This window comes from Cellulophaga sp. Hel_I_12, from assembly GCF_000799565.1.
GTDB lineage: Bacteria > Bacteroidota > Bacteroidia > Flavobacteriales > Flavobacteriaceae > Cellulophaga.
The window spans coordinates 2,945,561-2,969,198 of record NZ_JUHB01000001.1 but is presented as its reverse complement, the minus strand read 5'-3'; the positions used below and the strand labels follow the sequence as shown (position 1 = coordinate 2,969,198).

Sequence of the window (23,638 nt, the reverse complement as noted above, 5' to 3'; positions counted from 1 at the left end):
TTGGTGGATATGGCTTTTTTTAGTAAGGCAGAATCCTGTATGGAGATTGTACAAAAAAAAGATAATAATTACAAGCAATGTACTTCCATACAAGAGAAAAGTTGTTGCGATAATCAAACCATTGTAAAAGAAGGAGATGACACCTTTAAGAAGTCCAATACAATTTTAGAGATTGATACTTTAGTTTTCATAAATACTTTTTTTAATACTTATATTAATCTGTTCGAGGGGCTAGAAGAAAACGTCATTTCTTTTAAAACCTACAGGCCGCCTTTATTATCTACAGATATTATAATTCTCAACGAGACCTTCTTAATTTGATTTTCTACATCGCAGATTGACTTTAATCTGCATTCCCTCTATAGCCAAAGTTTCACTTCTGGCTAACATTTGTTGTACTCTATTTTCAGCATCACAAAATATTATTAACCCTGTAAGATATAGACTTTTCAAACCATTAACTTAAAACTCAATGATAATTTTATTTACTATAAGCAATTAAAAAGCATTTTGGATTATGAGTATGGTACGTAATCGCTGCCTAAAAGTAATTAAGCAGAAGTCACAGGAGCATCAAAGTGACTGTTCTTCCTTAATATTAGGAAGATCATTGGTTGAGCACTTATAAAACCCGTGAATAAAATTGTAGGTATCTTGAAAAAAGTACCTGATCTACGGTAGCAAAAATCAACATTAAGGCCTATGCCTTGGGAATTCGCATTAAGCAACTCAATTATACTGTTAACGAGAAATTAAATGCACAAGGTCTATTGACCTTTCAAAAATTTACCGAAGAAGACAACAGTTATTTTACAATGACTTATAAATGAAAAATTATGACACCCTTTCAGAAGCTATTAACGATTTACAGGCAAACGAATACCCTTATGATTTCAACTTAAAACCTGAATGTCTGGAATGTGCTTCCCTGAAAATTGAGATTCGACCAGAAGATTTTAATGTGGATAAAATATATCGCTTTGAAGGAATGAGCAGTACCGATGATAACAGCATTTTATATGCAATATCTTCCAAAAAAGGGCTTAAAGGTCTTTTAGTTGATGCTTATGGCGTCTATGCCGAAAACATATCGGAAGCAATGAGAAAAAAATTACGATAACACTTAAACAATACTATAATGGAAAATCACGAGCAGCACAAAAACAACGAAATGGACCATTCGAAAATGGATCATTCTAAAATGAACCACGAAAAAGAAGATCATTCCAAAATGGATCATTCCAAAATGAAAAATGGAGATGGAGACCATTCGGGTCATAATCCGGGTCACGGACAAATGGGTCACGACCATCATAAAATGATGATTGCAGACTTTAGACAACGGTTTTGGGTAACACTCGTGCTTACCATCCCCATATTGTTCTTCTCACCAATGATTCAAGAATTTTTTGGTTATGAATTTTTACTTCCAGGAAATCCATACATCCTTTTTGCACTTTCCACTGTTGTATATTTTTATGGTGGTTGGCCTTTTCTTAAAGGATTTGTTTCCGAAATAAAGAATGGTGCACCTGGTATGATGACACTTATATCTATGGCTATAAGTGTCGCCTATTTCTACAGTTCTGCAACTGTCTTTGGTTTACGAGGAGTTGACTTTTTCTGGGAGCTGTCAACACTAATTGCTATTATGCTTGTTGGTCATTGGATAGAAATGAAAAGTGTATTAGGCGCTTCAAAAGCATTACAGCTTTTAGTTAGTATAATGCCTGCCGAAGCTCACAGGGTAAAAGGCGACACTATTGAAGATATACCACTTGAAGATTTGTTGAAAAATGACGTGATTTTGGTAAAGCCAGGAGAGAAAGTTCCAGCTGATGGTATCATAGTAGAAGGTTCAAGTTATTTAAACGAATCAATGCTTACAGGGGAGTCCAAGCCTGTAAAAAAAGAAGAAAAGGATAAGGTAATAGGTGGTTCAGTAAATGGCAATAGCACTTTAAAGGTAAAGGTGGAACATACAGGAAAAGACAGCTATCTCAATAAGGTTATTACGATGGTTGAGGAAGCACAAAAGACCAAATCTAAAATGCAAAACCTTTCCGATAGGGCAGCAAAATGGTTGACTTATATAGCTTTGGCTATTGGTTTTGGTACGTTGGCAATTTGGCTGATTTTAGGCTTTCCGTTTGTGTATGCATTAGAAAGAATGGTTACCGTTATGGTCATCGCTTGTCCACACGCATTGGGTCTTGCAATTCCTCTTGTAGTTGCCATTTCTACTGCTGTATCTGCACAAAATGGATTATTAATCCGTAATAGAACTGCCTTTGAAGAATCACGTAAGATATCCGCCTTACTATTTGACAAAACAGGGACTTTGACCAAAGGGGACTTTGGCGTTACTCGAATCAAATCTGTAAATGTGTCCTATTCAAACGATGAAATCTTAAGACTGTCAAGTGCGTTGGAACAAAGTTCAGAACATCCAATTGCTGTTGGGATTATTAAAAAAGTTAAAGAAGACAATATTACAATCCCAAAGCCTGAAAACTTTAATGCGATCACTGGTAAAGGTGTAGAGGCAAATGTAGAAGGAAAGCAAGTAAAAGTGGTTAGTCCTGGTTATTTAAGGGATGAAAAAATAACTATTCCTGAAGATGCTTATAGTGACGCTGCTGAAACTGTTGTATTTGTATTAATTGAAGGACAACTAGCAGGATACATTGCACTTGCTGACGAAATAAGACCTGAATCTGCGGAAGCTATAAAAATATTTAAAAAGAACAATATCAAAGTTTTGATGGCAACTGGGGATAACGAAAAAACAGCCAAAGCTGTGAGTGAAAAATTAGGGTTGGATGGCTATTATGCCGAAGTGCTACCACACCAAAAAGTAGAAATTGTAGAAGAGTTACAAAACAAAGGAGAGTTTGTGGCTATGACTGGAGATGGCGTAAACGATGCGCCCGCACTTGCCAAAGCTGATGTAGGAATCGCTGTTGGTTCTGGTACTGATGTAGCCGCCGAAACAGCCGATATTATATTGGTAAATAGCAATCCACAAGATATTGCAAACCTAATTTTGTTCGGAAAGGCTACGTACAATAAAATGATTCAGAACCTAATATGGGCAACTGGGTATAATGTGGTGGCCATTCCATTAGCTGCAGGTGTTCTATACTCTTCTGGCTTTGTTTTAGGACCAGCTGTAGCAGCGGTATTTATGAGTTTGAGTACAATTATAGTGGCTATTAATGCGCAATTATTGAAGCGAAAAATCGGTAAAAATTAAATGGATAGAAAAGAAAAACTCAACAGGATATTTTTAATTCTATTGAGTTTGTTTGTAGTGATGTTGGGCTATGGTATATTATTGCCAACCCTTCCTTACTATACCGAAAGATTAGCTTTAAAAGACAATCTTGACACCGACCTTATCAATTTCCATATTGGATTGCTCACAAGCATTTATCCATTTTTTCAGTTACTATTCGTAGTGGTTTGGGGAAAACTATCGGACAGATACGGCAGGAAACCTATTATCATTTGTGGACTAATCGGTTTTGTAATTATGCAATTACTTACTGGCCTAGCCACATCCTTGACAATGCTATATATTGCTCGAATTTTTGGTGGAATTTTTACGTCATCAGTTATTCCAGTTAGCAATGCATATTTAAGTGATATTACATCTGAAAAACGTAGAACAAAAATAATGGCCTGGTCTGGTGTTGCCATTAGCACTGGTGTTATTTTCGGCCCTGTCATTGGCGGCTTTCTGTCCCAAACTGATATTCATATAAAATATAAAATAGGCCTGCTACATTTAGACCGATTTTCAGTGCCCTTTTTATTCGCTGCACTACTAGGATTGATTGTCCTTTTGGTTGTGATGAAATGGTTAAAAAACACCGCTCGCGTACATAAGTTCACAACACGAAAAGTGAGTTTGCGGTTCACATTTACTAAATATTTTATCGTATTACTAGTGCTATCGTTTGTTATCCAATTTGTGGTGACGCTATTTGAAACTGTCTTTTCAATCTACGGAAAAGATGAATTAGGATTTAATAGTAATCAAGTTGGTATTGGTTTTATGCTATGTGGTTCAATAATGGCTGTTTTACAACCTGTGTTCGCTACTTATGGAGAGAAGTTTTTATCAACAAAGAAACAAATTGCTTTAGGGTTACTAATATCTGGTTTATCCTTGATTGCCTTTCCATTTTTTAACAATGAATTTTTAGTCTATGGATTGATCGTTGTTTTTGCTGCTGGAGGCGCTATGGTAACACCAAATTTGCTCTCTGCGGTTTCATTGATATCAAAGAAAAATACTGGTAGGAATATTTCTATTCAGAGTTCGACCAATAGTATTGGTCAGATTCTAGGCCCCGTTTTAGGAACTTGGCTGATTGCAGGCGGTTTTTACTATCCTTTCATAATTGCTGGTAGCATTGTTTTGCTCGCTATTGGTTGTCTGTTCTTTTTTAAAAATCCCCCGTAAAAAGATATAACATACAAACATTACTTATTGATAATTAACCCAAATCTAAAGCCCCAAAAATATTTTGCATAAGTTAATTCATATAATACTAGACAATTACAAAGAGGAAATAAAAGTAGTTGAGGAATCTAATCTAAACGATTTCAACAATGTTGAACAAGGTATTTCTATTTCAAGACAATACTTGCAGAAATTACGCATCTGTGAAAGGGAAAATGAATTCGTAGATAAAAAGAATGAAATAATATTCTTTAAAAAGCATAAACCCTACATATATAGCAGACTGAAATTTTATGCCAAACTCTACAATTTCTTGATAAATAGACCTGCGGGAATAATAAAATCTCAACAGGAATTTATTGATTCAGAAATAAATAGGCTACAAGAAAGTAATCGACGGAATATAGATTTCATTAAATATTATAGAGAGGATTCTGAACTTCTGGATGAGTTCTATTTTCTGCGAGGAAATGATAAAATTAGCTTGGTATCAAACACTTCTCATTTTTATACAGATGCTGAATTTTCCACAAGCCACGATAATGTAATTGCCAAAATTATGGCCTATGACCTATTAATAAGCCATTACGTTGAAGAGTTAAGTAATTTAAGGGATTTGTCATACGGCATACCGAATAAGCTGAATACTCTATCAAACGGTGAGCGACTTGGTTGGACTGCTTCAAAAACAGACCTGATTGAGTTAATTTATGCATTACAGGCATCTGGCGCAATAAAAAGTGGTACAGCTGGTATTAACTTCCAACCTTTTAACGATTGCTTTTTTGAAAGATTCCAACGTGTATTTCCCTGGCCCAAAAGAATTGTGGACTTCTTTACCAATAGCATCTAAATTTGATGTGTCCGAAAAGAATGTACTTTGAAACTCTACTACAATATCAACATCGCTGTTGCCGTAGATATTCGTTGAATTTTATATGAACCTTGTAAAGAAATATCAGGATTCCAATTAAGCCCATCTATGCAGTTTTTTATGCTCTCATAGGTTTTAGACGATGTTGTGATTGAACCTTGATTTGCCCAAGTGGATAATTGATTTTCTTGTACTGCCATAATTATTCAGCAGCATTTAGGTAGCTACTCTAATGGCTACAAAGATAAATTTTTTAACAAATTTAACAGAGTTAAAATCATATTCTATTGTAAGTCAATGAATACTTTAATTAAATATCGACCGCGCCTCCTCATAAATCCTCTCAAAATTAGCCTCTAAATCTGCTTTCGAAAACACCTTGGTATTCTCCGGAAGTTCCCTCTTAATTTTTTCCAATTTAAACTGCACCTTTTTATCCTTTCCATTAGCATAGGTAATAAATTCGCCCTGCTTCAATCGGAAGAACACATCTGCCCTAATCTTTGGAATTTCCTTTTCGCCCGTAGTAATGCGTGTATCAAAATCCAGATTATGGCCACGGCTAATGCTCTTGGTCGGGTCTTTGATAATTTCAAAAAAGCGATCGTAATATTTTGCGGTGTCCGGGTCGTTGACCTTGCCAAAAAATTGATAGGAAAGATTGCTCAAAATTGCCTTGCTCGCTTTATCGCCATACATCATATCATTTTGTATTTTGTCCTGCATTACATAAATCGTAGAAATATTATAGCTCCGAAGTGTCGCAGGAATACGGTGCATATTCAACAATCGAATGGTAGGCGCTTCTTCCATCAAGAGAAATGAAGGCTTACTGTTGCGAATACTCATTTGCTTGGTTATAGTGTGAATAATCGTGGCGATGACTGGCGAATAGGATGTTTCAAATTTTGGATTGTTCACTATCGAAATCACAGCAGGGTTTTCTATGTGATTGATATTTAAAGGGACTTCGTCCGCAGACAATGTCATAAAAATTCGCTGTGTGCTAATTCGTTTTAGGGCATTGGCCAGAGTGCTCTTTACACCTGCGGTCTGTCGTTCAGAATCTTTTCCACTGATAAATGCATCTGCCATTGCCCTCGATGTTGTATTGGTTTCCAAAAACTGGATAAGGCTTTCCGTGTCCAGATATTGATAAATGGCAATCAAGTGTGGAAGTGTACAAAACTGTGGATAGGTGGTTTTCAATTTCCAAATCAATCCACCAATCAAGCCTTCCGCTGCATCATTGAAGAATTTTGTTGTGCCAGTTGTTCCTGACTCTCTTTGCTCCAAAAGATTTTCAATTAATACCCTTGACACCTCGTTTACGCTTTCCTCGTTCTCTAAATAACGTGGCGCAATAGGATTTACCCTATCGATGATTTTATCGAAGGAAATGACCTTAAATGGGATTTCGCCATCCTTAAAAAGTGGATAAGCCATTTCTGTGAGTTCAAAATCTTTGTAATCGTGAATAATCCCGCAAAACCCTTCCTTCCGAAAGTGTTTCAGAAATCCGTACACAACACTCTCGGTCTTTCCGCTTCCGGCTGAACCAATGATTGATGCACCACGTTTGATGTTGTCCAGTTTAAAGTTGCCTTTTGTAGTGGCAAAATTGACCTGATATTTGGCATTTCCATTTTTAGGATGGTCAGTTTTATGTAGAAAAACATACATTCCTATATTAATTAATATCAGAGGACAAACAAAATAAAGTGCTATTTGCACCAATGGTAAATGTTCGTTTAAATAATACGCAAGAGTTCCAATCAATAGAATATTGACGACAAATGCATATCTGCTAATCCGAAATATTCCATAGAAAACAACACTGGCTACACTAATACTAAAAAGTACTGTTACGAGATTGTCCATTTGTATAATTTTAAGTTAGATTCCGATGGAACTTGATTTGATGGCCACTTCCGCACCACGTCGTAGCTTGTTAAATATTTTCATTGCCAATAGTGCCTGCGTGACCGGAATACTCGGCACTATGGGCAATCCTGATTTGCTTATCATTTTAAAAGCTAATGCTTTTTCATTGGCAGGCAGTTTCAACAAAGCGGAAAAATATAGGTTTGGGTTCTTTACAAAGGTCTTTTTAGCTTTGTAGGTCTCTGCATAATTGCGCTTATATCCAAACGTCTTATCAAATGTTTTTTCCGCTTTTGCGAAAAATGTATCTCTATCAAAACCACGCTTAACTTTTTTTCCGTGCATCTCTACTTCGGATGCTTTGTGTTTACTTCCTGGGGAAAGGCTTATAGAATTTGAAGCATCCTTACGGCTCACAATAATATGAATGTGACTTTGGTTTCCCGCTTTGGGCATTCCCTGTACTATCCGTTTTCCATTTTGTTGATGTGGCGCTTGGCGTTCCAATTTGGCAATTTCCTTTTCCATCTTTTTAGTGTTCCCTTCAGCTCGTCCTTCTTGAATATTTCGGATATCCGTTTTGAGTTGAAGTATTTTTGTGGCGAAAGGTTGGTTTTCTTTTATCTGAAAGTCCGTCCCCTTAAAAGTTCTTTGATGTTCAATTTTGGCGTAGTATTTTATATCCTCTATCGTAATCGGTCGCCCATTGATTTCCCGATTGAAGCTGGCAACATAATCTTTCATCAGCTCACGAGTGTAGGTTTTTAAATCTTCACGACTGTTCTGTAATCTGTTCAGTTCATACTTGGAAGGACTGACCGTTATGGAATAAAACTTCGGTTCTTTCTTTTTCAATTTTGCGGTGTTTCCATCAATTTCCTTTACCACTTCTTCTGCGGAAATCTCGTCGCCATATTGATTGAAAAAGTGTTCCATATCCTGTTGTTCCAGACCTTTATTTTCTTTCTCTAAATAGCCTACAAAATCGCCTGAACTTTGTGAATAATTTGCCCCTAATTTTTGAGGTGTGATTGTGATATACATAGCTCAAATATTTATAGTTTGTTACTTGGATTTTGCTTTTCGCGAAAGCGTACCTCTTTCTTTTCTTCGGCATATTTCTTTTCTACTATCAGCGGTTTTTTTTCTGGTTCTTCTGTTTCAAAAAGTGATTGAATCATAGCTACCGTAGGTTTGGTTTGTGTCTTTTCCACATCACGCATTATGGCAATAACCGCATTGATTCTTTTGAGTAATTTAGCTTCGATGGTTCGCCCAGTTGGACCTAATTTTTCTTTTGGCGAAATTTCATTATAGAAGAAAAAATCGAGCATTGTAGCCATCGCCTCGGTGTGCGATTTAAAGTAAGTACGTGAGAAAGTTTGAAAACGTTTAGCAGTTTCCTTTTTAAATCTAATTCCAATAAATGAGTCCATATTTCGCCGATTTGTCGCAAAATCTTCCCTAAAAATGGGCGTTAACAGCCCGTTTGTCGCAAATCGTTGATTGTCAAGATTTGAAAATTTATTCAATTCGCTGATTATCAGCTATTTGAAAACGAAAAGGAATCCGAAACATCGCGCAGCGTGTTACCCTCTTGCTATTCCTTTTCGTCCCGCTCGCGGGACAAAAATCCATACAATCTGGCTAAAAAGCCAATTGCCATTTTCAGGGAAAATGATTTTCCGATATGTTATTTTTCGATGTGTAAGGGTATCGGCGAAAGTCGAAAAGTGGATAACCTTACTTTAATTTGAATGCTGAATTTCAGCGAAATAAAGATAGTGATTTTTTCTTGATGTAGGTTTAATTACACACAAAAACACCCCTAAAATTTTAGAGGTGCTTGCTTTAAATTTCAAAAAACTATATGTTGAAAATGTATTTATAAGAATACAAATTCCGCAACGCCTCTTCGTCCAACGTCTTGTTCAAATTGCTATTATGGTTGGTTGCATAATCCATTATATCCTTGCCATATTTTTTCTGAACATCCGCTTTGGAATTGGCAAGTAATCGCTCTTGTGTTTCCTCATTCAAATCGGTAAAATTCAGATATATCATAACGTCCTATTTTTTAGTATTCGCTAGGTAACATCAGGGTATCATTTACAAAAAATAACCGCAGTTCGTCGAGTGGAAAATCGGTTGCCCTGTAACCGTGTTTTTTCAAAATATTGTCGTTGCCATCGCTGTAAATTATTTCGGCTTCGTAACCAGAATAATCCTGTATTTCTTTGGGCAATCTTTTGAAGTCTATGGTTACAAATTCGCTTCGGTTCATAAGGCTTTTTGCAATTACGGACGTGTCAGTAATGAGCCAAAAACATTCTGCTACTTCCGATAAATATTTCAGTCCGTCCGTAAATCGGGTTCGCAATAATGGGATTTGATAGAACATTTCTGTTCCCGTAAAATATTGCAATCGCTCTTTTATTTCGTTAACTTGTGCTTTCATTTTAATTTGATTTAAAGAGTTAATAATGAAAAAAGAGGGCGCATCTCTCGACGGTTACGCCCTCTTAATTTTTGAAGATTACTTGTCGTTTTTACTTCCCAACAATAGGATTTCATCAGCTACAACTTCCGTTACATAGCGTTGGTTGCCATCATCGGTGGTGTAAGTTCGGGTCTTTAGTTTCCCTGTAATTCCAACCTCTTTGCCTTTTTCGATAAATTTCTCAACAATTTCAGCGGTTTTTCCCCAGGCTACTACGGTATGCCAGTTGGTGTCCGTTTGCTTTTCGCCTTTGCTGTCTTTGTAATACTCGTTTGTAGCGAGTGAGAAGCGGGCTACTTTCTTACCGCTTTCAAGGTTCGTAATGGTTGGCTCTTGACCAACATTTACAATCAATTGTACGTGATTTCTAATAGTACTCATAATAAAATATTTAAGTGATTTATATTTCCCTTATTGATTTAAAACAGATTAAATTTTAAGGGGTGTTTGTTCTTTTCTTTCGTGCACCGCACAATGGATAAAGTGGGTTTTGTCAAGACTTTTAGGGAATAAATCAGGAGTGTTTGCGACGTAGTAATCCCGATTTTTGTGGGATTCAAGGAAGTAGAAACCTTATTTTTCACTAAAACTTGTATAGTCTTGACAAGTTCCATAAGGGCATTAGCAATTCTTTTAAGCGCAGTTGCTTTTGAGCGTACCGACAGTTAAGCGAGATAAGTAGCTGTGTTTACACCTGCCTGCCGGCAGGCAGGTTAGAATTGGTTATGACGTACCTGTTTTTCGATGACCCGAAAAACAATAAAGGCTTTATCCATTATAAACCCCTTAAAATGTGTAAGACAGCGGTTTGGTTTTTAAGGATTTTCGAGTAAGGGCTCAAGAAGTCCGCGCCGAAAATCCTGTCAAGAAAATCAAGCCGATGGCTTTCCTATTAAAAAGGCGGACTTAATTCACAATTTTAGCTCTGGAATGAAGGGTTCCTTTCCAGAGTAGCGGAAAGGATTAGCGAAATGGAAAGCTGAAATTGGGGATTGTGTCCAAGACTTCTGTAGTGAAGCTCTTTGCCCGTAATGGAGTGCTTGCCTGCGTTGTTCAGCAGGCGAGCGTGGAATGAAGCGGCAATGTGCTGAGCGGGTTTTGAAAATGGTTTTTGTTCTTGGGTGGAATTTAAAGCGGACTTAACTTCAAAGGTGTAGAAGGGAATGGAGTTTGGTCGCTTCCCGACTTTTCTCGGGAACTGGCGGACAAGTGAAATGGAAATCGGCAGCTTTGGAGTTGTGTCCAAGACTTTTGTAATGAAGCGCTTTTCTCGAAATGTAGCTTTTGGCGAAATGTAGGGGAATGTGCTGAACGGATTAAGAAAACTATTAATTCTTATTATTCAGGATTTAAAGCGGACTTGACTTTGAAGGTGTAGGTTGGAATGCAGTTTGATCGCTTCCCGATTTTTCTCGGGAATGAACGGTCAAGTGGAATGGAAAACGGAAGCTTTGAAGTTGTGTCCAAGATATTTATAGGGAAGCGCTTTTCCCGGAATGAAGCTTTTTTGCGTAATGCAGGGGAATGTGCTGAATGGGATTTGGCAAATGATTACATAAAAAAACCTCCCTACCAATGTAAGAAAGTGTTTTTGTTTCCAATTTAAACCAATTATTTATTTAAAATATGTCTTTTAACGATTGTTCCTAAATCTTTTTCCGAAAACCATATATCCTCTGGATGAAGGTGCATAACGGGTGCTTGTTCGCACTTGTTGTTGCAGTCCATATCGTCAACCTCAATTTTATTTTTTAACTTGTATTTCTTAATATAATAATCTAAAAGCTTTCCTTTTTTCTTTCGACATTTTACACCGTCACACCGATAAATGACGGATTTATTATTTTTAGAATCTTCCATAATATTATTTTTGTAACGAATGTTTTTTAGGTCTTAAAAAAGTTACCACCAGTACCAAAATTACTAATGTAATAATGCCTCCATAAAGGAAACTTTGATTTGGGAATGTCGTTCCTAAAAAACCTGCCAACGGATATGCAAATGCCCACCATAGATGTGAAAACGCAAAATGAGAGCCATAGACTTTACCCTGTTCTTCAAGTGGGACTGTTTCACCTATCAGCGTTTCAGATGGGATTTCTGCGAGGCTTTGACCAAGTCCAGCAACAATCCAGACGACGAATAGCATAGAAAAATTTAAATAATTGGCAGCGCTGATGGCGATTCCCAATACGAGCGCACCAACAATCAATGAGACTCGTCGAGATTTGGATTTATCAATTGCTCCGGAAACAAATGCCGCTACGGTTGCGCCAATTCCGAAAGCTGCCATAATGATTCCGTAATCTTTATCTGTAAGGTCCAATCCACCTTTGACCAATACGATGGTATTGACCAAGATAAGTGCGCCAGCAACCGCAGAAACAAATTCAATGAATAATGCGAAGCGCACGTATTGATTGGAAAATAGTAGTCTAATACCCTTTAAAACATCTTGCCAAGTGGTTGGCTTTATTTTACCCTCGATTTCGTCTGGAACTACATCCAACTTACTTTTTGGAAGGCTCAATAATAAAATGCCTGCAATAACAAAAGTAGCAGCATCGACAAAAAATATTTCCCTTGCACCCAACCAGATGGCTAAAATTCCTGCCAAGCCTGGTCCCATAACTCCTAACAATTGATAAGTGGCTGCCGATAAACCTATGGCTTGACGGTAAATGGATTTATCTACAACCTGTGGAATAATAGACCGATACGTCGGACTGAAAAACGCATTGAATACGTTCATAAGAAATATGAGGACATAAATTTGCCATTCTTCGGTTACAAAAGGCAAACAACCAACTATGACCATTCTTATAAAATGTGTGGTGTATAGTATTTTCTTTCGGCTTATCCTATCTGCCAATACGCCTGCAAAAGGCGAAAAAATAATAAATGCGGTCACTCTTAAAGTAAGCGCTGTCGCCAAAATGACGGCAGCCCTTTCTTCTCCGAATTGATATGCCAATAATGCCAATCCAACCCACGTAAAGGCATCACCCAATAAACTGATGGTCTGTGCCAAATAAAGTTTTGCGAATAAACGATTACGTAAAGCTTGGAAGGGCTCTAATAGTTTTGACAGTTTCATTAATTCTCTAAATATTAATTGAGTTCAAAAGTTTAATTTGTGCCTGCTGAATGGAAGGGTGTTTCAATTGGGCGTAGAAATTAACCTTCCATTGCAGGACTTTAGGTTATAATGTATACTGACCTTTGAGCCTCAAGTTTACCGTTACATCTTCATTACTCGTATTTCTGAAAAACCAACCGTGTTTTCCTTCATAAGGGGCTAAAAAAGTGCCAACCATATTATGGGAATTTGAAATCGTATAACTTTCAAAATAAACCTCTTTAACCTCCTCTTTTTGTTTTACCTCGCCGTGAAAATCAAAGTAAAGAACTTCGTTGTTGGCAGTTGTCCATTCATATTTCATTGTTCCGTATTTAAGCATATTTATTTTAAATTCAATGCCTTTTCCTGCGGGAACTACCACTTTGGTTTCATCCTCGCGTATAGCTAATTGTTCTTCGGGTGCAGGAAAATCTGCCTCTATAGGTCGAGCGACATCGGGTCCTGACCCAGCTTTTTCGAGTTTTATTAGTGGAAGGTTAGATGTTGATACCATCGTTCCCAAACCATCAGTTTGATTGCTTTCAGGCACATAGAGTTTACTAAACCCTAAAATTTTGCCTGCCCCTGTTGGGTCTATACCATATTCCGCAGGTAATACTGCAACAACCAAAAGAATTGCTCCAACAACTAATGCTATGATGGTTGCCTTTATAATTTTACTTTTTTCCAATATTGGGTGTTTCATTTCTGACATAATAATTTTTTTTAAGATGTAAAATAGCCTGTTAATTGGAAGCCGAGCAATAAAAAACCCGCTGCCATAAGTGCTGTATTTGTAATTGTTGAAAATTTCATAAAACTGGGTTGCCTTCTCCAAATTGTTATTAGGATTAACACAACTGCCAAAGCAATAAATTGTCCTATTTCTACACCTATATTGAACCCAATTAGGTTAGTAAAAAGGCCTTCTTTATCAAACTTAAATTCTTGCAGTTTACTGGCAAGACCAAACCCGTGAAACAGACCGAATATCAAAACTGCTGCTTTCGTGTTAGGTTGTTTGCCAAAGAAACGTTTGAAACCTCCCAAATTGTCGAATCCCTTATATACAATAGAGAGCGCAATGATAGCATCTATTAAGAATGCATTAATATTAATATCGGCTAAAACGCCTAATAACAACGTGGTACTATGACCAATGGTAAAAAAGCTAACATATAAAAGCACTTCTTTCGGTTTATACAGAAAGAAAATAACGCCGACCAAAAATAGCAGATGGTCATAACCTGTAATCATATGTTTCGCTCCTATATAAAGAAAAGGGCCAAATGCAACACCACTATTTCCTAATAAAAATGTTTGCGTGTCTTCATCTACTCCGTGAGCATACGCCATTGAACCAAATGCTCCGTATAGAAACAGAATGAGGAAGACGTATATATTTTTGATTTTCATAATAAAATTGTTTAAGTCCCATTGCACATCGCAGTGCAATGGAACTATGGTTATTAATGGGCGTGCCCGTGGGATTTGACTTGTTGGATGCTGTCCAATCTGCGATTTTCTTCCCTTACCATTTTCAAGCTATCTTCTCTTTGGCTCATTTCTTCTGGGCTTAAGGTTGTTTCAGTATTTTGAGTTTCTACGTCCTTATTTTTATTGGTTTCTCTGCAAGATGCTAATAGCGTTAAGCTAATGATTGCGATAAAAAGTACTTTTTTCATAATGTTTAATTTATATTGTTATTGATTTTTAAATTATTCTTCCTCTTCAGAATTTCTTAATGCAGACAAGATGGAATAAGCGTTTTTAACAACAGGTTTAAAATTTTGAACAGTAGCACCATCAGCAAATGTTATAGCCGTGTACCCTTCCTGCTCAATTCCTTTTTTAACCTGTTCTAATTTGAATGTATAACCACCTTCGGTTTCTTCGGTTTGAAGAACTACAAAATCTTTTCCTTCATATTGAACTAAAGCTTCTGAAGGGATTGCATTTTGCTTGTTTGTGCCGCTTTCTACCCAAGCCTTTACGTACATTCCTGGTAATAATCCTTTTTTGTCTTCTTTGTTTAAATGGCTATAAACTGGCGTCATACGGTCACTACCAGTCGCTTTTCCAATTAAGAAAACCTCGGCAGTACGATTGAAGGTATTGTCATCAGAAAGTGAAAATTTAACGGTTTGACCAATCTCCAACTTTCCCAAATCTTTTTCAAAGGCATTCAATGCCAAATGAATATCGTTTAAATCGACAATTTCAAATAGAACATCCTGTGGTGATACATAATCCCCAATATTTACATTGCTCGCTTTTATAAAACCTGAAATTGGCGCATAAAGATTTGCGGTTCGTGTTATATTGCCATTTTGGACAGAACTTCTACTTATTCCCGCAAGCGCAAGCTGCTGTTCGTATGCCTTCACTCTTCCTTGTGTTATTTTATAATCAGAAGAAACCTGTTGAAATGTTTTTGCTGAATTGATGTCCTCCTCTCTCAATTTCTTTTGTCGATTAAATTCTTCTTCAAGAAATTGAAGTCTGCTTAAACTTTCTAAATAGCCCTGTTGGATTTGGATAAATTCAGGATTTTCAATGGTTGCCAAGATTTGCCCTTTTTTAATTGCTTCACCGGGCAATCTGCCAGCCGTTTTTAAATAACCTCCTAAAGGTGCAGATACAGAAGCCATACTTTCAGGCTCAACATCTATGGTTCCATTTAGTTTTATGATATTACTTAAATTCCGCATTTCAATCGCACCGGTTTCAATTCCGGCAAGATTGTATTGGTCTTTGGTAAAAGTGATTTGTTTGGTTCCAGTTGCAACTGGTTGCTCTACATTCATTGAAGATTCTTTGGAACCTTCCGCTTTTTCGGAATCCTTATTGCCACAAGCCATCATAAATAGGGTGGATAAAATGAGTAGCAAAATTTTTGTATTGAATTTAATTTTCATCTTTTTTATGTTTTAATGTGATATCACAAGATTTTTACAAGCCCAATAAGGCTTCGATTACTATGATGGACTGGTTATATTGATATAGTGTGTTTAGATACTCTGTTTGAATACTGTTCGCCAAAGTGAGGTTTTGCAAGTATTGCGTATAGGAAACATCACCGCTTTTAAAGCTCTTTTCTGAATTATCAATGATAAGTTCCGCTTGTGGCAGAGCTTCATTTTGATAGTAATCTAAAGTACCTTGAAGTTTGTAATATTCTTGCAATAAATTTTGTAGTTCCCCTTGTAATTGCGTCTTATTTAACTCAATTTGAGATTGGACGATGTACTCTTCGATTTTGGCAGTTTGAATTTTGGCACGATGTCCACCAGGAAAAAGAGGAATTGAAATACCTAACTGAAAGAATGAAAATCGGTCATTGTCACTAAAATTTTGGTTTGCTATACCGCTATTTTGAGCCCCAATAAATGTTTGGCTATTATAACCGAACATAATATCGGGTAACACTTTATTCCTTTCTACATTGGTCTCCCTTTTCCTTACTTCTAACTGTTGTTTTAAATATACGTAAAACGGGCTTTGCTCCACAGACTGGTTTTCAATATCTAAATCTATCTCACGCCGAACCAGTTCACTATCTGTAATACTAATGTCATCATTTGTGTTTAAAACTACCTGAAGCTGTCTTTTGGCGATACGCATATCGGCTTCGTTTTGTTGAAGCTTGTTTTTTATTTGCATCGATTGCGTTGCCGAGGTTACACTTTCCAATTTTGTGGATTCGCCAGATTCATAACGCATCGAACTTGAACGGTTGAGATTGCCATATAGACTATCTTGACGCTGCAATAATTGTTTATTCTGCATTAAAAACACAACTCTGGAATAGGCTGTTTTTACATCCGCAATCAGGTCATTTTCTTCTATAACCTTTAGTTGTTCACTGCTACTAACTCTTGCCATTGCAAGTTTAAACTGACTGGTATACACTGTTGGAAAATTAATCCGCTGTGTAACTCCGTATTGATTATCCTTTACCGTAGGCGTATTAAATTCGCCCCTTGAATATGAAAATTCTGTTCTGGGAATAGTTATAGCACCGTATTTTCCTTTTTCTTCAACCTCTATTTCATATTGAGCAATCTTAATACGGTTATTGTTCTGAAGTGCCATTTCAATAGCCTGCTGCAATGTAATTTCACGTTCTTGCACCATACTTGTTTCTTGTGCTTGAAGTTGCATTGCTGGAAAGAATAGACCTCCAATCACGATTAAAGTAGTGGCTATTTTTTTTCTTCCTAAATTCAATTTTACTTTTCCTTCGGTAAAATAGATATACAAGACTGGAAGAACGATTAGCGTTAATGCAGTCGCCGTAATCAATCCTCCAATAACAACGGTAGCCAATGGGCGCTGTACTTCCGCACCTGATGAATTTGATAACGCCATAGGTAAAAAACCTAAAGCAGCTACAGTTGCCGTCATTAATACAGGTCTCAATCTCACACGAGTTCCTTTAATGACGCGTTCATAAATATCGGTTACACCTTCTTTATCCAGTCTGTTGAATTCTGCCACCAGTACGATTCCATTTAAAACAGCCACACCAAATAGGGCAATAAATCCAATTCCAGCTGAAATACTGAAAGGCAGGTCTCTTATAATTAGTGCAAAGACACCGCCAATGGCTGATAAAGGGATTGCCGTAAAAATTAGCAAACTTTGTTTCATCGAACCGAAAGTAAAAAACAGCAGTACTAAAATCAGCAACAAAGCTATTGGTAAAGCAATTATTAACCGCTGATTAGCCTCTTGCAAGTTCTGAAATTGACCGCCGTAGGTTACATAATAACCTGCTGGCATATCAACCTTCGAATTCATAATTTGCTTGATGTCCTCAATAATACTTTGTACATCCCTGTCACGCACGTTAAAGCCAACAATAATCCGACGTTTTGCATTGTCACGTTGAATCTGTACAGGTCCTGGTTCAAATGAAATGTTGGCCACCTGACTTAACGGAATTTGATTTCCCTGTGGTGTGCTAACATATAAGTTCTGCACATCTGTAATATCGGTTCGGAAATTTTTGTCCAATCTCACAACAAGGTCAAATCGACGTTCCCCTTCATAAACAAGTCCTGCCGAAGTACCCGCAAAGGCAGTTTCGATAGCATTATTTATGTCCTCGATGTTCATTCCATATTGAGAAATCTTATCGCGGTTCATTTGAATATTAATCTGTGGTAATCCAGTCACTTCTTCCACATACAAATCTTCAACACCCTCAACCGATTTTATTTTGCTACCCACGTTACTTGCCAAGTCTGAAAGAATATTGAGGTCTTCGCCATAAATTTTTATTACAACATCCTGTTTTGCACCTGTTAAAAGTTCGTTGAAACGCATTTGTATGGGTTGTTGAAAACTAAAAGTAGCATTCGGGATAATGGACAGGGATTCTTTCATCACTGCTGCCAGTTCTTCTCTTCCGCCAGCTTTTGTCCATTCCGCTTTTGGACTTAAAATAACCATCATATCACCTGCTTCAATGGGCATCGGGTCTGTTGGAATTTCCCCTGAACCAATCTTGTTTACAACTTGCTTCACTTCATCTGGATATTCACGTAATAATATGGTCTGCGCCTTTTGAGAAACATCAATCATCTGGTCGATGGAACTTCCAACAGGCACTCGGGTTTCAACCGCAAAATCTCCTTCGTCCAATTGGGGAATAAACTCACCACCCATATTTGCAAAAACTATCAGCGTTATAATAAATAATCCTACTGCCAATCCAAGTACCAACAGTTTAGCGTGCAGGGCAGCTTCTAAAATAGGTTGGTACATACGCTGAAAGAAATCCATCATTTTATCGGAAAAATTCCGTTTATGTTCCGTCTTGCGACCCAGTGCGAGGGCAGACATCATTGGAACATAGGTAAGTGATAAAATTAATGCTCCAAGAATAGCGAACATTACCGTTTGAGCCATTGGATGAAACATTTTTCCTGCAACTCCGCTCAAAGCCAAAATAGGCACGTAAACGATTAATATTATGATTTGTCCAAAGGCAGCGGAATTCATCATTTTCCCAGCAGATAATTTTACCTCGGCATCCATTTGTTCAGACGATAGCTTGTCAACTCCAGAATACTTCTTTTTACTGGTATGAATTCCAAACATTACAGATTCAACTACAATTACCGCCCCATCTACAATAAGACCAAAATCTATGGCACCCAAACTCATTAGGTTTCCGGAAACCCCAAAGAGTTTCATCATCGCGATTGCGAAAAGCATTGAGAGTGGTATCACTGAAGCTACTATCAATCCACCTCTTAAATTTCCAAGAAAAAGGATTAGTACAAAAATTACTATCAACGCACCTTCCGTAAGATTAGTCGTTACAGTCCCTATTGCACGGTCCACCAAACCTTTCCTATCCAGATAAGGCTCAATGGTCACGCCTTCGGGTAAAGTTTCTTTAATCTGTTCAATTTTAGCTTTTACATCATTGATAACTGCGGAAGAGTTTGCTCCCTTTAGCATCATTACAATTCCCGTAACAACTTCGCCTTCTCCATTTCGGGTAGCCGCTCCATAGCGCACACCGTGACCAAACTGTACTTTGGCAACATCCCTTACAAGTACTGGTGTGCCGTTATTTACTTTAACAGCTATTTTTTCCAATTCTTGTAAATTGTTAACCAGACCTTCGCTCCGAATAAAATAGGCATTAGGACCTTTATCTATATAAGCTCCACCCGTGTTTTGATTGTTTTTTTCCAGAGCGGTAAAAATATCTTCAATAGTAACATTCATACTTTGAAGTTTATCTGGGTCTATGGCAATTTCATATTGTTTGACCAAACCACCAAAACCACTCACTTCTGCAACACCTGGTGTTCCTAATAGTTGTCTTTTGATAATCCAATCCTGTATAGTTCTTAATTCGGTGGCATCATATTTATCTTCATATCCTTTTTCGGTGTGAATTACATATTGATAAATTTCACCCAATCCAGTAGTTACGGGTCCCATTTCTGGTTTTCCGATGCCTTCAGGAATATCTTTGGCAGCCTGCGTTAATCGCTCTTGAACTTGTTGCCTTGCCCAATATAAATCGACACTTTCCTCAAAAACAATAGTTACTATAGAAAGCCCGAATCGAGAAAAGGAACGCATATCCTTAATACCAGGAATACTAACCATTGTTTGTTCTACTGGAAACGTAACTAATTGTTCTACTTCTTGTGCCGCTAAAGTGGGTGATATGGTAATAACCATAACTTGATTGTCTGTGATGTCTGGAACTGCATCAATGGGTAGCTGTGTTAGCGAATATGTGCCCCATCCAATTAGAGCCAGCGTAAATAATCCGATAACAAGTTTATTGTTTATCGAAAATGCAATGATTTTGTCTAACATTATGTTTAAAATATTTTTAAGTCGTAAATAATAAAAATGAAAATACCATACAGGTTATCTATGGATTTGAGCTATACAAACCAAGGATTAATTCTTAAAAAATAAATATGGTAAAATGGTAATTAAAGCGAAGCTTACTATTACCAAAGCATAATAAATTTGCAGATACTATTAATGTATCTGTCTAATTTTATTAAACTAAAGTGGGGTTAACAGGTAGGTGGGCCTCGTGAGTCGAGGGATGAGAGATAAGAATTGAAATAATTACTGGGCGGATAATAAACAGGCTGTTTACTATTTTGCCTATATTCAACTGAAAAAAATCCTTTAGTTTCAACAACACTCTTTAGAACATCCTTGTCAACAACGGTCTTTTTCTCGATTGTATTTCTTTCAAGTAAGACTATATCGCTGGACACCGTGGAATGGGTATGCATATCCATAACGAACCCAAAAAACCCGTAAGGTGAATCTTCTTTCTCTTGGGAACTATCATCGTGATGATTGTCCTCGCCAGTATGGGCAATATCTAAATGTGAATGAGAATCCTCGTGCTGATGGTGTAAATGCGGAAAAACCTGATGCAGCATCATTAGGCTAAATAAGCCCAAAAAGAAAAATGCCGCTATTTTATTTGGTTTTTGCATCCAGTACAAAGATACCATAATTTCTTATCTGTGAAAATTTGAAATACTTCAATTTCTTTTAGAAGGGGAAAAAACCAGTTTGAGGTACTGGATAAACCTTATAGAATGTTTCTTTAAACCACTACATATATTTCATCAAACAATATCCTGTCCAATTTTTCCTGTAGGGAAAACGTCTTTTTCAAGGTGTTGTGAAGCATCCAGATAAAGGCGTTATAACCATCCCATAACGTAGGTGTTGTGTGATAATCTTGCCCTTCTTCTGTTGGCAGCAAGTCAAAAAAACCGAACTACGACAACAAGACAAGATATATTTTATAACTTTGAAAAAATCAAAAAACAGAAACAATGAAAAAATTAATTTTAGGATTATTATTAGGCGGAGCTTTTTTGCTTAACTCTTGCGGAGAAAACAAAAACACAGACGTTGTAGAATCAGGAACCTATCAAGGTATTGCTGAAGAAGTTGAGCCAGGAGAAAAGGAAATTTATGTTAGAACTGCTGATGACAAATTAGTTGAACTCTATTTCACAGACGACACTAAATTGATGACTAATGACGGACAAACTACAACTTTTGATGCCCTTAAAGAAAATGGTAAAGTTGAAATAACAGTAGAGAAAAAAGGAAATAAAAATGTTCCTGTTTCTGTAAAAATTCTTGAATAACAAAAGCTAATGATTGCAGAAATACCTTCAATTTGGAGAGAAGAAGTATGGCATCCACTTTCTGTACACCTGCCAATAGCCACTTTGCTTTTAGCCTCATTAGCAGCTATAATAATTTTGTTCCTTAAAAATAAATCGTATCATCTTTTTATAAAACAGATGACTTTTATAATGCTAGGCATTGGCGTGTTGAGTGGTTGGATTGCTATTTATACAGGAGAATTGGCGTATTCTATTGAAGTTAGAAAAATTTGTGACCCTAAAGTTTTACAAGAGCATCAGTGGTGGGCTTATGCTACATTAATTGTTTATTCAATTGGTTTAGGCATTAAAATTTCATCCAAATTCATCTCACACAAATTTTTAAATCTATTTAAATCAATCAGCTTTTTTCTAATAATTGTAGCTCTTTTCGGCTTACTTTATACAGGACATTTAGGAGCTTCCTTGGTCTATCAACAAGGCGCAGGCACTTATAAACCATCGTCTGATTGCTCGGAATTTGTCAAATAAAAATACTTAATGGCATTAACAAATGAAAAATCAGCAATAAAGGCTACATATTTTAGCATTTTTGGTAATGTATTGTTAGCAGCTATAAAACTCATTTCGGGATTTTTAGGCAATTCATATGCCTTGATTGCAGATGGTATTGAATCAACGGCTGATATTTTTTCTTCCTTTTTTGTTCTGTTAGGTTTTAAATACGCCCAACGTCCACCAGATGAGAACCACCCGTTTGGTCATTCCAGAATAGAACCATTAATTACATTTTTGGTAGTCGCTTTTTTAGTTACCTCAGCAACTGTCATTGCTTACGAAAGTATCATTAACATCCAGACACCCCATAAGGTCCCGGAAGCTTGGACACTAATAGTTCTTGCCGTGATTATTATTTGGAAAGAAGGTTCATATAGATACGTTTCAAAAAAGGCAAAAGCAATAAAAAGTTCCTCACTCAAGGCAGATGCTTGGCATCATAGAAGCGATGCCATCACCTCTGTAACTGCTTTTATAGGTATTTCAATTGCATTGTATTTTGGAAAGGGTTATGAAACTGCTGATGATTGGGCTGCTCTATTTGCTTCTGCATTCATTTTGTATAATGCATATCTAATTTTCAGACCTGCACTAGGTGAAATAATGGACGAACACCTCTATGATGATTTGATTGGGGATATTCGTGAAATTTCGATTACAGTAAATGGAATAAAGGGAACAGAAAAATGTTTTGTACGTAAAGCGGGAATGAATTATCTAGTAGAGCTTCACGCAATTGTAAACGGAAAATTAACCGTTGAAGAAGGACATTTTTTAGCCCATAAATTACAAGACAAAATTCAGAATGAACTTCCCGAAATAGCACACATTACTATTCATATTGAACCTGACGAAAAAGAATAACCAACTTCGCGAAGTGCATTTTGAAGTTGATTAGGACTCAACTCTTTGTCGTATTCTACAAGAACAGAACTGTTCGCAAAGTTTACGCTTGCATCAAATACGCCATTTGTGTGTTTTAAAACAGATTCAACTCTTGCTGCGCAAGATGCGCAGGTCATACCTGTAACTGGGAATGATTCTTTTATTCCCTGTTTATGGTTCTTTTCTTTGGTTTCAAATATGTTGATAGTTTCCATAATCGCATTCTTATTTGTACAGTACAAATTTCAGGATCAAAGGGCTTTAAACTGTTACGTTTTAGGCTGAAAGATTTGTAGAATTTGCTTAATTCGTTTCATCTATTGCAAAAGCATTGTTTCTAAATAGATATAAAGTATTTTAGGAACTGCAAGAACAGTACAAAGCAGATTAACACGATAACAACGATTAGAATACTAATCCAAATTATTTTATCTTTTTTAGTAATGCTTTTTTTTTGAGATGGTACTTTATTGCTTTTTTTATTTCGTCTATTCCGTCTATTTTCCGACATAGAATATCATTTTTACTATTTATCAATCATTTCCAATTCAATTTTTGTAGCCACACAAAACGCTTGGAATATTATATCCTCTTAATTCATTAATGCTTATGAATATTTCCTTTTAGCACAAAAAAATAAAGCAGAAATGCGGCTATTACCATAAGGATTATCATAAGAATACCTTTGACCTTA

Annotated in this window: 24 protein-coding genes; 8 read left to right on the top strand and 16 right to left on the bottom strand. The window is 36.7% G+C overall.

Annotated elements, in window-relative coordinates; all coding sequences use genetic code 11:
- The first annotated feature begins 9 nt into the window (after positions 1-9).
- The 5 genes from GQ45_RS12845 to GQ45_RS12825 all read left to right on the top strand — a co-directional run bounded on the left by GQ45_RS12845 (position 10) and on the right by GQ45_RS12825 (position 5,324).
- Entirely contained in the window at positions 10-321 is a 312-nt protein-coding gene (locus GQ45_RS12845; protein WP_231555201.1) for a hypothetical protein, read from the top strand.
- A gap of 505 nt (positions 322-826) precedes the next feature.
- Positions 827-1,120, top strand: coding sequence for a hypothetical protein (locus GQ45_RS12840; protein ID WP_031427471.1), 294 nt, complete (start codon positions 827-829; stop codon positions 1,118-1,120).
- Positions 1,121-1,138: 18 nt separating this feature from the next.
- Positions 1,139-3,256 (top strand): copper-translocating P-type ATPase, encoded by a 2,118-nt coding sequence (locus tag GQ45_RS12835; RefSeq protein ID WP_047418611.1) that lies wholly within the window; start codon positions 1,139-1,141, stop codon positions 3,254-3,256.
- On the top strand, positions 3,257-4,471 hold the full coding sequence (locus GQ45_RS12830; protein WP_047418610.1) for an MFS transporter: 1,215 nt from the start codon (positions 3,257-3,259) through the stop codon (positions 4,469-4,471).
- A 64-nt stretch (positions 4,472-4,535) separates the two neighbouring features.
- Positions 4,536-5,324 carry an RteC domain-containing protein gene (locus GQ45_RS12825; protein ID WP_081980920.1) on the top strand — a complete coding sequence of 263 codons (789 nt, stop codon included), beginning with the start codon at positions 4,536-4,538 and terminating at the stop codon, positions 5,322-5,324.
- A 38-nt stretch (positions 5,325-5,362) separates the two neighbouring features.
- On the opposite strand, the gene GQ45_RS17635 is transcribed toward GQ45_RS12825, so the two are convergent.
- From GQ45_RS17635 to GQ45_RS12750, 15 genes are all read right to left on the bottom strand, one after another.
- Positions 5,363-5,545, bottom strand: coding sequence for a hypothetical protein (locus tag GQ45_RS17635; RefSeq protein WP_052188224.1), 183 nt, complete (start codon positions 5,543-5,545; stop codon positions 5,363-5,365).
- A 106-nt stretch (positions 5,546-5,651) separates the two neighbouring features.
- Positions 5,652-7,226, bottom strand: a complete 1,575-nt coding sequence (locus tag GQ45_RS12815) for a type IV secretory system conjugative DNA transfer family protein (protein WP_047418608.1) — start codon at positions 7,224-7,226, stop codon at positions 5,652-5,654.
- A gap of 15 nt (positions 7,227-7,241) precedes the next feature.
- Positions 7,242-8,273, bottom strand: coding sequence for a MobB family relaxase (gene mobB, locus GQ45_RS12810; protein WP_047418607.1), 1,032 nt, complete (start codon positions 8,271-8,273; stop codon positions 7,242-7,244).
- 11 nt (positions 8,274-8,284) lie between these two features.
- Positions 8,285-8,665: a BfmA/BtgA family mobilization protein gene (locus GQ45_RS12805; RefSeq protein ID WP_047418605.1), complete on the bottom strand. Its 381-nt coding sequence runs from the start codon at positions 8,663-8,665 to the stop codon at positions 8,285-8,287.
- A 641-nt stretch (positions 8,666-9,306) separates the two neighbouring features.
- On the bottom strand, positions 9,307-9,687 hold the full coding sequence (locus GQ45_RS12800) for a DUF6876 family protein (RefSeq protein ID WP_047418603.1): 381 nt from the start codon (positions 9,685-9,687) through the stop codon (positions 9,307-9,309).
- Positions 9,688-9,765: 78 nt separating this feature from the next.
- On the bottom strand, positions 9,766-10,110 hold the full coding sequence (locus GQ45_RS12795) for a single-stranded DNA-binding protein (RefSeq protein ID WP_047418602.1): 345 nt from the start codon (positions 10,108-10,110) through the stop codon (positions 9,766-9,768).
- A gap of 538 nt (positions 10,111-10,648) precedes the next feature.
- Positions 10,649-10,975, bottom strand: a complete 327-nt coding sequence (locus GQ45_RS18045; RefSeq protein ID WP_156125439.1) for a hypothetical protein — start codon at positions 10,973-10,975, stop codon at positions 10,649-10,651.
- A 365-nt stretch (positions 10,976-11,340) separates the two neighbouring features.
- Positions 11,341-11,589, bottom strand: coding sequence for a (2Fe-2S) ferredoxin domain-containing protein (locus GQ45_RS12785; RefSeq protein ID WP_047418600.1), 249 nt, complete (start codon positions 11,587-11,589; stop codon positions 11,341-11,343).
- Between the two features lie 4 nt (positions 11,590-11,593).
- Positions 11,594-12,826 (bottom strand): MFS transporter, encoded by a 1,233-nt coding sequence (locus GQ45_RS12780; RefSeq protein ID WP_047418598.1) that lies wholly within the window; start codon positions 12,824-12,826, stop codon positions 11,594-11,596.
- A gap of 106 nt (positions 12,827-12,932) precedes the next feature.
- The gene (locus GQ45_RS12775; RefSeq protein WP_047418596.1) at positions 12,933-13,565 is read right to left on the bottom strand and encodes a hypothetical protein; all 633 of its coding nucleotides are present in this window, start codon (positions 13,563-13,565) and stop codon (positions 12,933-12,935) included.
- Between the two features lie 11 nt (positions 13,566-13,576).
- Positions 13,577-14,266, bottom strand: coding sequence for a HupE/UreJ family protein (locus GQ45_RS12770; protein WP_047418594.1), 690 nt, complete (start codon positions 14,264-14,266; stop codon positions 13,577-13,579).
- Positions 14,267-14,319: 53 nt separating this feature from the next.
- Entirely contained in the window at positions 14,320-14,535 is a 216-nt protein-coding gene (locus GQ45_RS12765) for a hypothetical protein (RefSeq protein ID WP_047418592.1), read from the bottom strand.
- Positions 14,536-14,568: 33 nt separating this feature from the next.
- The gene (locus GQ45_RS12760; RefSeq protein WP_047418590.1) at positions 14,569-15,768 is read right to left on the bottom strand and encodes an efflux RND transporter periplasmic adaptor subunit; all 1,200 of its coding nucleotides are present in this window, start codon (positions 15,766-15,768) and stop codon (positions 14,569-14,571) included.
- Positions 15,769-15,802: 34 nt separating this feature from the next.
- Entirely contained in the window at positions 15,803-20,203 is a 4,401-nt protein-coding gene (locus GQ45_RS12755) for a CusA/CzcA family heavy metal efflux RND transporter (protein WP_047418588.1), read from the bottom strand.
- 209 nt (positions 20,204-20,412) lie between these two features.
- A complete protein-coding gene (locus GQ45_RS12750) occupies positions 20,413-20,868 on the bottom strand; it encodes a hypothetical protein (RefSeq protein WP_052188223.1) in 456 nt (151 codons plus the stop codon).
- Between the two features lie 330 nt (positions 20,869-21,198).
- Here GQ45_RS12750 and GQ45_RS12745 point away from each other — a divergent pair, with 330 nt between their 5' ends.
- From GQ45_RS12745 to GQ45_RS12735, 3 genes are read left to right on the top strand one after another with little or no spacing between them, the layout of a single operon-like run.
- Positions 21,199-21,519 carry a hypothetical protein gene (locus GQ45_RS12745; protein WP_047418584.1) on the top strand — a complete coding sequence of 107 codons (321 nt, stop codon included), beginning with the start codon at positions 21,199-21,201 and terminating at the stop codon, positions 21,517-21,519.
- Between the two features lie 9 nt (positions 21,520-21,528).
- A complete protein-coding gene (locus GQ45_RS12740) occupies positions 21,529-22,032 on the top strand; it encodes a DUF2231 domain-containing protein (RefSeq protein WP_052188222.1) in 504 nt (167 codons plus the stop codon).
- Positions 22,033-22,041: 9 nt separating this feature from the next.
- Positions 22,042-22,923: a cation diffusion facilitator family transporter gene (locus tag GQ45_RS12735; RefSeq protein ID WP_047418581.1), complete on the top strand. Its 882-nt coding sequence runs from the start codon at positions 22,042-22,044 to the stop codon at positions 22,921-22,923.
- On the opposite strand, the gene GQ45_RS12730 is transcribed toward GQ45_RS12735, so the two are convergent.
- Positions 22,896-23,159: a cation transporter gene (locus GQ45_RS12730; protein WP_047418579.1), complete on the bottom strand. Its 264-nt coding sequence runs from the start codon at positions 23,157-23,159 to the stop codon at positions 22,896-22,898. The genes GQ45_RS12735 and GQ45_RS12730 overlap by 28 nt on opposite strands.
- Positions 23,160-23,638 lie beyond the last annotated feature (479 nt).